The sequence below is a fragment of the Lentisphaera profundi genome (assembly GCF_028728065.1).
Lineage (GTDB): Bacteria > Verrucomicrobiota > Lentisphaeria > Lentisphaerales > Lentisphaeraceae > Lentisphaera > Lentisphaera profundi.
Genome location: NZ_CP117811.1, coordinates 1,327,595 through 1,340,643, shown reverse-complemented (window position 1 = coordinate 1,340,643; position 13,049 = coordinate 1,327,595). Strand labels below are relative to the sequence as shown.

Genomic DNA, 13,049 nt, shown 5'->3' with positions numbered 1-13,049 from the left:
ACAGCTACAGAGTTTTAGTGCTTAATGCCCCGTTCGTTTCCACGCTAATTTGAGGGCATTTTCGAGGCTACCGAGATCTACTTTATCTTGCCATGCAATATCGAAGGCAGTGCCGTGATCTACGCTGGTTCGGATAATGGGTAAACCTAATGTACTATTGACACCACGGTCGAAAGCAAGCATTTTAAAGGGTATATGACCTTGATCGTGGTACATACACAGGAAACCGTCAAAACGCGCTCTAATGGCCGGTACAAAGAGCGTGTCCGGCGGAAATGGCCCCTCTATATCAATGCCTTCCGAGCGAAGGATTTCGAGTGCAGGAATAACTGTTTCAATTTCCTCGCGTCCCATATAGCCATTCTCACCTGCATGAGGGTTGAGTCCTGCGGCCGAAAGTTTTGGTTTTTCTAATCCCTCAGTAATACAAGATTGATACATGAGTCGCCCTGCTTGGAGAATTTTATCTACCGTGAGTTGCTTGGGAACATCTTTTAGTGCTATATGACAAGTGGCAAAGACAAAGCGCATATTATCCGCACTCTGCATCATATTAAATTTTGGGCATTCACAAAGTTCTGCAATCAGTTCTGTATGGCCAGTAAACGCTATACCTGCTAAATTGACTGACTCTTTATTCACTGGTGCAGTCACAATTGCAGAATACTGACCAGCTATTACGGCTTTAGTAGCACTGACAATCAAATCATAGGAGAGCTGACCACATTTAGCTGAGGCTTTACATTTTTCCCAGTCTGCATCAAAATTTAAATTAAAGTCATCGTAATAAAGGACTCCTGCTTCCCAGCTTTGGCCCTGATACTTTTCCAGTGTATAGCTCTGTGCGTAGAGTTCTATTGCTTCTTGGAGTACGCTTGCGGTCCCCGCAATAACAAAAGGGAATTCTTCTTTTGCGAACTTCGCAAAAACTTTTACGGCGACTTCTGGACCTACGCCTGCGGGATCTCCGCTCGTCAGAATCATCGGCTTTTTAATCATTTTCATTTACCAAATTTTTTACTAAATTGATTATATTTCTTTACAAGAAAGTGATATTATTTATTTTCTATGAGTTTCGAAAACCTATACTATAAAAGGATATTACTGAAGCCTTGGAGTATCACTTAAGCTGTAACAGTGCTCTGACTCATGAATAAGTAGCCAGTATAAACACAGTAGGCCAAGAGCAAAAATGAACCTTCGATACGAGATAGTTTTTTCTGCGTCCACAAAATCGGTAATAAGGCTACCATTAAAAAGAGCATTACGCCTAAATCTACTTTATTAATACCCATAGCATCAAGCGGCTCTACCAAAGCAGTTATCCCAGTAATTGCCAATAGATTGAAAATACAGGAGCCTACGACATTTCCGAGTGCCATATCGCCATGACCTTTTGACGACGCCATAAGTGAGGCTGCCAATTCAGGTAAACTTGTACCTAAGGCTACAACTGTAAGGCCAATAACTGCATCGCTTACGCCGAGTCCCGCCGCAACCGTACTAGCACCATCTACAAAAATATTGCCACCATAAGTAACGCCAGCTAAACCTGCAAGAATTAATCCAAACAAAGCTAAGCTAGATTTCTGAGAGGGCTTAACTTCTTCATCAAATTCTTCTTCAACTTGCTTGCTTTCTTTCTTCGACATTTTGATACTAAAAAAGACATAAGCCACCACCATGGCAAAAAGAATGCCTCCATCAACGGCAGATACTTGTCCATCTTGTATCAGTAAAACGAAAGAAAGTGCGGCAATAATAGCTACGGGAACATCAATTTTGATCAGTTGGCTCTGGACTGCAATCGGTTTCACGATTGCTGCCAAACCCAAAACAAGGCCAATATTACAAATATTAGAACCAATGACATTGCCCAAGGCGATATCATCTAAACCATTGAGAGTCGATTTTATACAGACAGCTAATTCTGGAGCTGAAGTACCAAAGGCGACCACTGTTAAGCCGACTACTAAAGGCGACATGCCCCAGCGCAAAGATAGCCCTACAGCGCCATCTACGAGCCAGTCACCACCATAATAAAGTAAAAGGCCACCAGCAAGAATAAGTAAAACTGCTACTATCATAAGTTCCCTATAAGTCTACGATATCGTAAACAGTGATTTTCTTTGAGAGTGGCTTGAGTAAAAGTTTTACTGTTGCCTGATGATCGGGATGATCGATATAGGCTTGCAGATCTTCTTTTGTTTTGAAAGTCAAAAATATACCCACATCAAAACTATCATCCACAACACTGCGATCACTCATGAGTGGTGCTCCAACACCTACATCAAGTACCCCTGGGATTTTAAGAAATTCTTCACTTGCTTTAATGATCATTTCGCGATGCTTCTCATTTCCGGGCTCATTGAGCCAAGCGAAAACAACGTGAACAATTCTTGGATCTGGTTTCGAGTGATTTGCGCAACTCGCAAAAAGAAGCATGGCTAAAATAAGAATAATTTTTTTCATTGTCTTTTCCTATAAAAACGGGCGACAAAGTCGCCCGTATAAATTATCGAAGCTTTTGGTTAATCATTTTGACAACCATCGGCGGATTCGCTTTACCACGTGAAGCTTTCATCACTTGACCCATGAGGAAGTTAAGCGCATTCTTTTGCCCCTCTTTGAATTCGGCAACGGCTTTATCATTTTTCGCGATAACTTCGTCAACCCAACCCTCGAGTGCACCCGAGTCCTGTTCAATGATAACGCCAGCGGACTTAGCTACATCTTCAGCGTTTCCACCCTTTTCGCAAAGTTCAGGAAGAAGTTTACCGAAAGATGACTTAGCAATCTTTCCTGCTTCAGCAAGCTCAACTAGTTGACTCAAATGCTTAGGCTCAAGTGCGGTATCAGCAATACTCTTACCAAGCTCAGAGAGAAGCTTGTTAAGGTTATTCATCATGATATTTGCAACACCCTTCGGGTTTTTTGTACCAGAAGCCGCTTCTAAGAAGAAGTCTGCGGTTGGCTTCTCGAGTGTCAAAACGTGTGCATCATACTCAGTGATCTTGAATTCTTTTACAAACTTATCACGGTAAGCCTGTGGCTTCATGAGCAGGTCTGCACGGAATGCTTCCACTTCTTCAGCAGTCGTTACGACTGGAGGAAGATCTGGCTCAGGGAAATAACGGTAATCATCCGCCGATTCCTTGGTACGCATGAGCACAGTTTCCTGGCGGGCATCATTCCAACGACGTGTTTCCTGAACAGGAAGTACACCATCTTCGCCATTAGGGCCAGTGCCCTCAAGCTCGTCGAGAATATCGGTCTGACGATCAATTTCGTGATTAACTGAGAGCCAGATATGACGAGTCGAGTTGAGGTTTTTAATCTCAATCTTGGTACCAAAAGGTGTACCCGGCTTGTGAAGTGAAATATTCACATCGCAACGGAACTGACCTTTTTCCTGATCACAATCGGAGATTCCGCCGTAACGCATGATCTGCTGAAGTGACTGAACATAAGCGTAGGCTTCGTCAGCAGAGTGCATTTCAGGCATCGATACTGTTTCGAGCAATGGAACACCCGCACGGTTGTAATCCACTGTTGAGTGAGTGCCATGGTGAACTGATTTACCGACATCTTCTTCGAGGTGAATTCTTTCCATATTGATATCGCGTGCCTCAATCATCTCACCTGAGAGGCCTTTGCCACCGATAGGAATTTTACCATTAGCAGCGAAAGGCAAATCAAACTGAGTGATCTGGTAGTTCTTGGGCTGATCCGGGTAGAAGTAAGATTTACGATCAAACTTTGAGTAAAGGGCGATATCGGAATCAGTTAAAAGACCCGCTTTGATAATCTGATTGATCGCTTCGCGGTTCACTACTGGAAGTACTCCAGGATGAGCTAGGCAGATAGGGCAAACATTTGAGTTTGATGGTGCGCCAAATTCATTCTTACATGAACAAAAGACTTTGGACTCGGTACGGGCTTGAACGTGAATTTCGAGGCCGATAATAACTTCGTATTTTGACATGATTAGAGCTCCACTTCTTTGAGTTCTACAGCAGCGCCCTGCTCGTAAGCATAAGCCGCTTGAAGTAATTTCTTCTCGCCCATGGCAGGTCCCATAATCTGAAGACCGATAGGCATATTTTTACTATCCTTACCACAAGGAACCGAGATACCACAAATACCCGCGAGATTCGCTGAAGTTGTGAGGATATCCGCGAGGTACATTTTCATAGGATCATCTGAACTCTCACCAGATTTAAAAGCAGTCTCAGGTGAAACCGGAGCAACGATGAGATCGCATTGCTCGTAGGCTTTTTCAAAGTCATTGCGAATCAGAGTACGAACTTTCTGTGCACGGTGATAATACTTGTGATCTTCGTAAGAAGAAAGCACATAAGTACCGAGCATGATACGACGCTGAACCTCTGGACCAAAGCCACGTGAACGCGACTCAAAGTATGTTTCGATGATGTCGTCAGTCTCTGTGTAGCGCTTACCATAACGTATGCCGTCGAAGCGAGCTAAGTTGGTACAAGCTTCAGCTGTGGCGATGACGTAGTAAGTTGCGATAGCATATTTTGTATGAGGAAGTGAGATAGGAACGATTTCCGCACCCATGGCTTCGAGTTTCGCAATAGCTGCTTGTACGCTAGCTTTCACATCTTCTTCCATGCCTTCTACGTCAAAGTACTCAGCTGGGACACCCAACTTCATACCCTTCACGTCAGCGCCTTCGAGCGAAGCTTCAAAATTAGTGATTTTACCGGGAATTGCCGTTGAATCTTTTTCGCATTCACCATTGATAATATCGAGCATTAAGGCTGAATCCTGCACGTCTTTTGACATCGGACCAATCTGATCGAGAGATGAAGCAAAAGCAACGAGACCAAAACGTGATACCAAACCATAAGTTGGCTTGAGACCAACGATACCACAAAAAGATGCTGGTTGACGAATTGAACCACCCGTATCAGAACCGAGTGCACCTAAAAATTCTTTTGAAGCAACACCAGCAGCTGAACCACCCGATGAACCACCCGGTACACAATCAAGGTCATGTGGGTTACGAGTCTTTTTGACTTGGCTCGTCTCAGTGGTAGAACCCATGGCAAATTCGTCCATGTTAGCACGACCAAAAATCACGCAACCAGCTTCTTTGAGTTTGCGAACAACCGTTGAATCGTAAACATTCGTCAAACCATCGAGAATTGAAGACGCACATTTAGCTTCTTCGCCTTCTTCAATAATGTTATCTTTAATTGTGATCGGTAGACCATCGTAGCGTCCAATAGCTGTACCTGCTGCACGGCGTGCATCTGCTGCATCTGCCGCTGCAAGAATGCGTTCAGCGTTGATTGATACAAGTGCACCAACTTTGTCTTCTACTTGATCAACACGTGCGAGAAGCGCTTCGCAGAGTGCGCGTGAAGTAACTTTGCCAGCGGCGAGCTTGTCGGCAGCTTCGTGGAGTGAAAGATTAATTAAACTCATTAGTCGTTATCCTCAAGAATAACCGGTGTACGGTTTAGGTTTTCTTCTCTATCGGGGAAAGTTGCCGCCGCGACTTCAACGGGGAGTGAAGCAGCGCTTTTATCTTCGCGAATCACATTTTCCATTTGAACTGCAAAATTTGTACCTTCAATGCCTTCTAGATCGAGCTCCATGAGCTCATTTACCATGACGAGAATGTCGTTCATTTGCTTTTGAAGTACAGGGACTTCTTCGGGACTTACATTGAGCCTTGAGAGCTTTGCAAAATGCTCTACGTCAAAATCGCTCATATTGAACCTCTATTTAATTATATATAAAATTTCGTTCACAAAACTATCGCCATCTGTCCCCTGTTCAAGCCCCTAAATCAGCCTATTGCCTACTAAGTTAACCCATAGGCAAAGTGACGTAGATCCAAACAAAAAAAATAGCTGAACTTACTCAGAAATACCAGACATAGTTTAATTACATAATTCCACATTGCTCAGGTGTGAAAAATGGAACTCACCCCGTTTTGCGAACGGTTTAGTTTAAGTGACTTTTTAGCTTGCTATGTCACTTTCATATTGGTTTGGACTTAATCCACCAACAAAAGAATGTGGTCGATAGGAGTTATAGAATATCTCAATGTACTCAAAGATACAACTCCTAGCTTGTAGCACCGTAGTATATGTCGTGAGGTAGACCTCTTGTTTCTTCAGAGAAGCAAAAAAAGATTCTGCACAAGCATTGTCCCAACAGTTAGCTCGTCGACTCATACTTTGCTGTACATTAAGACCTTTCAATAAACTCTAAAAATCATGACTTGCATACTGGCTCCCTCGATCAGAGTGATATATCCAATCCTTAGGCTTTCCTCGTCCTTGCCAAGCCATCATAAATGAATCAATTACTAGCTGCCTAGTCATTGTCTCAGCCATGCTCCATCCTACTACTTTACGTGAATATAAATCAATGACTACCGCATGATATAGCCAGCCTTGGCCAACTTTGATGTATGTGATATCTGAACACCACAAAGTATTGATTTTTTTAGGCTTAAAATCTCTTTTAATCAAGTTCGGACAAATTGGTCGTTCATGATTTGAATCAGTTGTTATTTTGAATTTCTTTACTGTTTTGGAGCGAATATTATTCTCTTTCATAAGTCTAGTAACTCTTTTATGATTACAATGAAAACCTTCTTCTTTGAGCTTAGATATCACACTTGGAGAGCCAAATATCTGCTTGCTTTCATTGTGAACCCTTTTGATATCAATCAATAGTTTTTTATTGGATAATTCTCTTTGAGTTTCAGGCTGTTTTCTTTTACGATAGAAACTCGTCTTTGAATATACGAGGGCCTTACAAATTTTCTCTACGCCAAATTCACTACTGAGTTCATTAACAACTTTATAGTAAAAAATTGGTGATAGACCTTTCAATGCTAGATCTTCGAAAAAATGCCCACGGCTTTTTTAAATATGTCACGCTCTTGTTCTCCATCCTTCAAGCGTCGTTTCAGCTCTTCTATCTCAGCATCCTTACCAAGTAGTTGACCATGTCCAGGGAATGCACCGAATGGTAGGGAACTTAAGAATATGCCGAAGGTATATAGTATGGTAGCCACCGGATTTATCCGGTGGGTATTGTTAAAAAAATGATAGTAATGCCGAAGGTATGAAGCTGAAGTTCTACAGCGTACCTTCGGCACGCACGATTCTGTTATTCAAACACCACTAACTTACGTCCATGGCTAAATCCCTAAGCTCTTCGAGCTCAAATATCTCTTAAGTTCCCTATCATTACGGGGGCTCCCCGCAATTTTTAATTGACCTGCCAGTCAGGTGGATTAAGGAAACAGTCTATATGCAGGCGAGACGCCTGCAGTCCCAGGCTTTTCTGCAGTGAACGATCTGCAAGGCTTTGCTCGATCTTGTAGGTAAATTGTTGCCGATCTTTGAGTGGCGGAGCCACGCTCTATAAGCAGGCGAGACGCCTGCAGTCCCAGACTTTTCTGCAGGGCTTTGCCCGATCTTTCAGCGCAGCGTTCTTTCAGCGCAGCGATCTTTTTAGAGATACTTTAAATAAATAGATTTTTTGACATTTTTAGCCTTGTAAGAACGATACCAAATAAATAGAGAATGGCTAAAAAGACGGCACTTATGATGTAAGTGGTGTATAAGCCAGAAACTTGATAAAGATCAAATAAATTTGCGACACCAACTAAGACTAAACGGTGCACCAGATAGAAAAACATTGCCGTCTGACCTAAGACCAATAAGATACCATTTTGTCGGGTTCCTATAAGTCGCTCCGCTGCCCTCCAAGTCCGGCTTCCATCGGGGGCAATAATAAGGTTTATAGCTTGCGGGAGCAATGAAGTTTATAAATGCCTTCGGCGAGCGGAGAGCCTCCGCAGGCGAGTAAAAAACGGGAGTTTACACTTGCGGGTGAAAGGCTTAGGCCTTGAGAGGCCATTAGACGATTCAAACTAGGCAAAATACAAAAATGCGGTGATTCGACTTGCTAATCACCGCATAAAGTACGGACTTAAATTTGAGCGTAATTAAAGATTATTCTTGCTTGCGAATTTTTCTTGCTTGGATAAATGAATTAATCCCAAAAATCAAAAGAACTGTATTTAGGATGAAGAAAGTTCCTTGGATTTGAACGGCAAGTAATCTTTCTATTTCTTGTCCGCTGAGCCAATTAATCATTTTACCGAATCCTTTGAAAGTGCCACCTAAACTCACGAGGACTAAAAACATGATTCCATGGAGCATATGCTTATTAAGACTAGGTTTTTTAATGGCTATAACTGCAAATATAAAGAAAACAATTCCAAAAAAAGAAGGAATCAGTGCAGTCACACTGGCTTTACCAGAAGCAAAATATCCGCCGATTCCCATTATTATATAAATCAAAGAAAAAATCAAAGTTGTTTTACCCATAAGTCATTCCTATTTAATATTTAAAGTCTATATATCTAGCCTAGATAATGATTCTACTATGCTCTAAAAACAGCACCGCATATATTCATTTTGGCTAATTACATAGCGTAATTATTATTGTTAATATTCCACATCATCCGATAATCAAATTTATTCCTAAGGGATCATGCTCATTTCATTCGCTTGCAGATCCTTCGCGCTGCTCACTGCAGATCGGGCAAAGCTCTGCAGAACGCTGCGCTAAAAGAGGAAAGATCGGCTGAGGCCTGAGTTAACGGAACGGAGTTCCTGAGTTTACGCCCTTTGCGCTGAGGGAACGCTCGTACCGAGCTGAGAGCGTTCGCCCTGCTCACTGGCAGATCGGGCAAAGCCCTGCAGAACGCTGCGCTAAAAGAGGAAAGATCGGCTGAGGCCTGAAAGAGGAAAGAACGGAAGGTTTTCCATTGTAGGCGTATGAAGTCTTGGGATTCCGTCCCCCTCCCTGTAAGTCTGGCGGCCACCGGGGCAATAAAATTATTACCCACCTTTTCATCCGCCCGCGATGGCAATTGCAACCCGCTGTTAAGCGATATAATTCGCTTCCCTTTGTTTTATTTAAATCCTTGGGACTCCGTCCCCTTCCCTAAAAGTCCGGCGGCCACCGGAGGCTATAAAAAGGTTGACAACTTGCGGTCCAAGTTATTTCATCTGTTCTATCTGCTAGATCTGTGGTGAAGAAGGAAAGGCTAAGCTGGTTCTCGCCACAATTTTGAATGAGTCGTTTAATTCATTTTTGCGAGAATAACGGGGCGTGGATTCCCTCGGTAAAAGAGGTTGAAGTCTGAGTCATTTTGCATGAGGTCAACCTGACCACCAGTAAACACGGGGCCTTTAAAAGATAGCTCGAGTGAATCAACTTGCTGAAGTATCAATGCAAGGGCACGAGCAGTAACCCACATGCCGTGAGCTATCGATCCCTTGAGTCCAAAGAGCCAGGCGCTGGGGCTTGAGATATGAATGGGGTTAAAATCCCCGCAAAGCCGCGCATAACGTCGACCGATATTTCGAGGAATAGCAAAGCTAGCAATGGGATCTCTATAGTCCAATTTACTTAAGACCGGCGCGGGGGAATCCTCTGCCTCAGGAAAGCTAGCTCGACGCAAAAATGTGGCGGTGCAGCTCCAGCGGACTTGTCCCCCCTGCTCTAAAATAGAAATGGCCTCAAATTCCAATCCCTGGGGTGTTAATTGGCTATTGCCACTGCGACAGATAAGTTGGCAAGGACTAGAGGAATCAATTGCAGCCTTTAAGTGTATTTGACTGCGTAGATGTAGCAATCCCATGGCTGGGATGGGCAAACGCGTGAGCAACTGCAAATGCAGAGGTCCGCAAAGCACGTAAGGAAAGCAAAGCGGGACTTGAGCACCAATTGTGTATCCGCAGAGTTTTTGATAATGATTAAGCTCAAGTAAATCGATGCAAGGCAAGGACCATCTTAAGTCAATTTCAGGTAGCTGAGCATGAGGCTGAAACTTGGGTCGATGCCGCAATAAACTCAAGGAACTTTTCAAAATTGAGGGTTTTTCAGTATAGTGAATCACGGGGTCTCCTAATTGATAAGCTACTATAGGGTCTCGAGTCCACGAAGAGTAATATTTAAGCTAGGGAGATCGCTGCGCTCCAATTATTAGTTCTAAATTTTTAATTGAGTTGCTTCGCTGAGGGGACGCGCTTCGAACTGAGGGGACGCGCTTCGAACTGAGGGGACGCGCTTCGAACTGAGGGGACGCGCTTTGCGCTGAGGGAACGCTCGTACCGAGCTGAGAGCGTTCGCCCTGCTCACTGGCAGATCGGGCAAAGCCCTGCAGAACGATGCGCTAAAAGAGGAAATATCGGCTTCGCCTGAAAGAAGTATTAACGGCTGAAGCCTAGCGGATGAATGAAGTATGTGGACTCCGTCCCCTTCCCTGCTGCTGTCCCAGTTTGAGAGCTGTTAAAAGGTCTGTAGTTTGCGGGTAAAGCGGTGATTTAAGTCGAGAAAGTGAACGATTTGAATGTTTTTCTTGTTTTTGGGAATAAATCAACCATAGTTTCAATAATAATCCAGTGAGAAAGAAATGAATAATTTTAGTAGTCATTATGATGATATTATAGATTTAGTTGATTCATATAAAGTGAGCCATTACGCAAAAACGAGGAATTTTTTAGATGGGGGTGTTTCATATTTATCTCCCTATATTTCACGTGGAATCATCAGTACACGGACAGTTTACAATTCTTTGATTAAGCGTGGTTATGCCTTAGAAAACATTGAGAAATTTGTTCAAGAATTGGCTTGGCGTGATTACTGGCAAAGCCAATGGGATTTTCATGGAGATAAAATTGATTCCGACTTAAATTTCAGTCAAAAATCTATGCAGAGGCACGGTCTCCCGAACAGTTTAATAAATGTACGGAGTAGTATAGACGTATTTAATGTTTCGATAGAGAAACTCTACAAGGATGGCTACATGCACAATCACATGCGGATGTATGTGGCGATGAGCATTTGTAACATAGGTGCTTATCACTGGCATGAGGCAGCCAAGTGGATGTACTATCACTTGTTGGATGGTGATTGGGCTTCGAATGCTCTGAGTTGGCAATGGGTAGCTGGTTGCTTAAATGACAAAAAATACATTGCGAATCAGGAGAACATCAACAAGTATTGTCGTGTGAATGAGCGTGGAACTTATTTAGACAAAAGCTATGATGATTTAGCTCAATATAATGAAGTAGATGAAATGCTGATACTTGCTGATGAAAAGTTAATTTGGAAGCAAATCCACTGCCAAAATCCGGAGTCATTAGTACATGATGATACGCTTATATTCAATTACTATAATTTGGATCCAAAGTGGAGGTCTGAACAAGTGGCCAATCGTATTTTACTCATTGAGCCAAAAGTATTTGAGCGTTATCCGATCTCGGAAAAAGTCATGACCTTTTTTTTAGATCTCAGTAAAAACATTAATGATCTGATTATTTTTGTGGGAGATTTTTCTGAACTCAAAAACTTGTGTCGTGGAGAGATCTACTATCGTCAGCATCCCTTAAATGATTATCTGGGTGTCGAGGATCAACGTGAGAGTTTAAGCTCGGTAAAAGGCAATTATTCATCCTTCTATAAATTCTGGAAAAAATGTAAGAGGCAGCTCCTTGAAGAAAGAAATTAACGTCGTTTGGTTAAAGCGGGACCTCCGTTTAAATGATCATGCTTCTTTGGCGGCAGCAGAAATGATGCCTATACCCTATTTATTACTCTATTGCTTTGAACCGAATTTATTAAGAGCACCGGATGTCTCTGAGCGACATCTCGATTTTATTCGAGTTTCTTTACTGGAAATGCAGCGAAAATTAAAGGATTTTCATCGTCCTCTCTATATAGTAAATTGTGAAGCTCTAGAGGCCTTCACACAGATTGAAACTGAGTATAAAATAAGAAATATATTGGCCTATCAAGAGCATGGAACCCAAAGGACATGGCAACGCGACAAAAAGGTTTTAGATTTTTGCAAAAAACAAAATATTGACTTGCTCGAAGCGGAACATAGCGCAATCAAACGCGGTATTCAAAATCGTGATGATTGGGATAAGCAATGGTTTTCCTTACACCATGAAAAGATGATTAATAATAGCTATAGCCAAAGCAACTTTTGCTTTAAGGAAGATTTATTTGCTCCCGTAAATTCTCTCTTTGATCGTATAAAACCCAATCTAAAAGAGATGCAGCCCCCTGGTGAGGATGCCGCTCACCTCTACTTAAATAGTTTTTTATCCGATCGCGGGAAAAATTACCAAAAGCACATTTCAAAACCCGCACTGAGTCGAAAATCCTGTGGTCGCATGTCTCCGTATTTGGCTTGGGGCAATATCAGTTCTAAACAAGTTTACCAAAAGGTGAAACAATCCAAGGCATATGAAAATCACAAAAGAGCTTATTCAGGCTTTTTAACGCGAGTCAAATGGCGCAGTCACTTCATACAAAAATTTGAAGTTGAATGTTCTTATGAGTACTTATGCCTGAATCAAGCTTATGAGTTAATGATCATTGATTATAATGCGGACTTTATCAAAGCTTGGGAAACGGGCCACACGGGCTATCCCTTGCTTGACGCCTGCATGCGTTGCCTCCATAAAACTGGATGGATTAACTTCCGCATGCGAGCGATGCTAACGAGCTTTTTTTGTCATCACTTAGCTCAAGACTGGCGTGATGGGGTTTATCATTTAGCTAAACTCTTTTTAGATTATGAGCCCGGTATTCATTTCACTCAGTTCCAAATGCAAGCAGGTACAACGGGGATTAATGCTGTGAGAATTTATAATCCTATTAAGCAATCTATGGATCATGATCCTGAAGGAGATTTTATTCGTAAATGGGTGCCTGAACTCAAGGAACTCAATAAGAATGAAATTCATGAGCCATGGAATATTGAACCCATGGAAGCCAGCATGAAAGGGTATGTTCTTCTCCAATCCTACCCAAAGCCAATCGTTGATCTTAAAGTAACTTATGGCGTTGCGAAGGATCGCATCTGGGGCTTGCGGAGTAACCCACTCGTTAAAGATGAAAGGAAAAGAATTTTAGATACTCACACTCGATGAGAGTTGACGCGCTTCGCGCTGAGATCGCTCATTTCA

12 protein-coding genes are annotated in these 13,049 nt (G+C 42.5%); 2 read left to right on the top strand and 10 right to left on the bottom strand.

Going from position 1 to position 13,049, the window contains the following annotated elements:
• Window positions 1-21 precede the first annotated feature (21 nt).
• The 10 genes from pdxA to PQO03_RS05330 form a co-directional block, all read right to left on the bottom strand.
• A complete protein-coding gene (gene pdxA, locus PQO03_RS05370; protein ID WP_274151727.1) occupies window positions 22-1,005 on the bottom strand; it encodes a 4-hydroxythreonine-4-phosphate dehydrogenase PdxA in 984 nt (327 codons plus the stop codon).
• Between the two features lie 119 nt (window positions 1,006-1,124).
• Window positions 1,125-2,087: a calcium/sodium antiporter gene (locus PQO03_RS05365; protein ID WP_274151726.1), complete on the bottom strand. Its 963-nt coding sequence runs from the start codon at window positions 2,085-2,087 to the stop codon at window positions 1,125-1,127.
• A gap of 7 nt (window positions 2,088-2,094) precedes the next feature.
• Entirely contained in the window at window positions 2,095-2,472 is a 378-nt protein-coding gene (locus PQO03_RS05360; protein WP_274151725.1) for a Dabb family protein, read from the bottom strand.
• A gap of 43 nt (window positions 2,473-2,515) precedes the next feature.
• Window positions 2,516-3,985: an Asp-tRNA(Asn)/Glu-tRNA(Gln) amidotransferase subunit GatB gene (gene gatB / locus PQO03_RS05355; RefSeq protein ID WP_274151723.1), complete on the bottom strand. Its 1,470-nt coding sequence runs from the start codon at window positions 3,983-3,985 to the stop codon at window positions 2,516-2,518.
• 2 nt (window positions 3,986-3,987) lie between these two features.
• Window positions 3,988-5,454 carry an Asp-tRNA(Asn)/Glu-tRNA(Gln) amidotransferase subunit GatA gene (gene gatA / locus PQO03_RS05350; protein ID WP_274151722.1) on the bottom strand — a complete coding sequence of 489 codons (1,467 nt, stop codon included), beginning with the start codon at window positions 5,452-5,454 and terminating at the stop codon, window positions 3,988-3,990.
• On the bottom strand, window positions 5,454-5,744 hold the full coding sequence (gatC, locus tag PQO03_RS05345; protein WP_274151721.1) for an Asp-tRNA(Asn)/Glu-tRNA(Gln) amidotransferase subunit GatC: 291 nt from the start codon (window positions 5,742-5,744) through the stop codon (window positions 5,454-5,456). Before gatC ends, gatA begins: the two co-directional genes overlap by 1 nt.
• Before the next feature lie 252 nt (window positions 5,745-5,996).
• Window positions 5,997-6,239, bottom strand: coding sequence for an IS3 family transposase (locus tag PQO03_RS22070; RefSeq protein ID WP_420792846.1), 243 nt, complete (start codon window positions 6,237-6,239; stop codon window positions 5,997-5,999).
• Window positions 6,240-6,245: 6 nt separating this feature from the next.
• Window positions 6,246-6,878, bottom strand: a complete 633-nt coding sequence (locus tag PQO03_RS05340; protein ID WP_274151720.1) for an IS3 family transposase — start codon at window positions 6,876-6,878, stop codon at window positions 6,246-6,248.
• 1,131 nt (window positions 6,879-8,009) lie between these two features.
• Window positions 8,010-8,387: a hypothetical protein gene (locus PQO03_RS05335; RefSeq protein WP_274151719.1), complete on the bottom strand. Its 378-nt coding sequence runs from the start codon at window positions 8,385-8,387 to the stop codon at window positions 8,010-8,012.
• Between the two features lie 761 nt (window positions 8,388-9,148).
• On the bottom strand, window positions 9,149-9,967 hold the full coding sequence (locus PQO03_RS05330; protein WP_274151717.1) for a MaoC/PaaZ C-terminal domain-containing protein: 819 nt from the start codon (window positions 9,965-9,967) through the stop codon (window positions 9,149-9,151).
• A 516-nt stretch (window positions 9,968-10,483) separates the two neighbouring features.
• On the opposite strand from PQO03_RS05330, the gene PQO03_RS05325 reads away from it, so the two are divergent.
• Complete coding sequence (locus PQO03_RS05325) at window positions 10,484-11,581, top strand: FAD-binding domain-containing protein (RefSeq protein WP_274151715.1); 1,098 nt, start codon at window positions 10,484-10,486, stop codon at window positions 11,579-11,581.
• Complete coding sequence (locus tag PQO03_RS05320) at window positions 11,565-13,013, top strand: cryptochrome/deoxyribodipyrimidine photo-lyase family protein (RefSeq protein WP_274151713.1); 1,449 nt, start codon at window positions 11,565-11,567, stop codon at window positions 13,011-13,013. Before PQO03_RS05325 ends, PQO03_RS05320 begins: the two co-directional genes overlap by 17 nt.
• The last annotated feature ends 36 nt before the right edge of the window (window positions 13,014-13,049 follow it).

Excerpts from the sequence above, each read along its gene's own strand:
- pdxA (WP_274151727.1), bottom strand. The coding sequence starts at position 1,005 with ATGAAAATGATTAAAAAGCCGATGATTCTGACGAGCGGAGATCCCGCA.
- PQO03_RS05365 (WP_274151726.1), bottom strand. The coding sequence starts at position 2,087 with ATGATAGTAGCAGTTTTACTTATTCTTGCTGGTGGCCTTTTACTTTAT.
- PQO03_RS05360 (WP_274151725.1), bottom strand. The coding sequence starts at position 2,472 with ATGAAAAAAATTATTCTTATTTTAGCCATGCTTCTTTTTGCGAGTTGC.
- gatB (WP_274151723.1), bottom strand. The coding sequence starts at position 3,985 with ATGTCAAAATACGAAGTTATTATCGGCCTCGAAATTCACGTTCAAGCC.
- gatA (WP_274151722.1), bottom strand. The coding sequence starts at position 5,454 with ATGAGTTTAATTAATCTTTCACTCCACGAAGCTGCCGACAAGCTCGCC.
- gatC (WP_274151721.1), bottom strand. The coding sequence starts at position 5,744 with ATGAGCGATTTTGACGTAGAGCATTTTGCAAAGCTCTCAAGGCTCAAT.
- PQO03_RS05335 (WP_274151719.1), bottom strand. The coding sequence starts at position 8,387 with ATGGGTAAAACAACTTTGATTTTTTCTTTGATTTATATAATAATGGGA.
- PQO03_RS05325 (WP_274151715.1), top strand. The coding sequence starts at position 10,484 with ATGAATAATTTTAGTAGTCATTATGATGATATTATAGATTTAGTTGAT.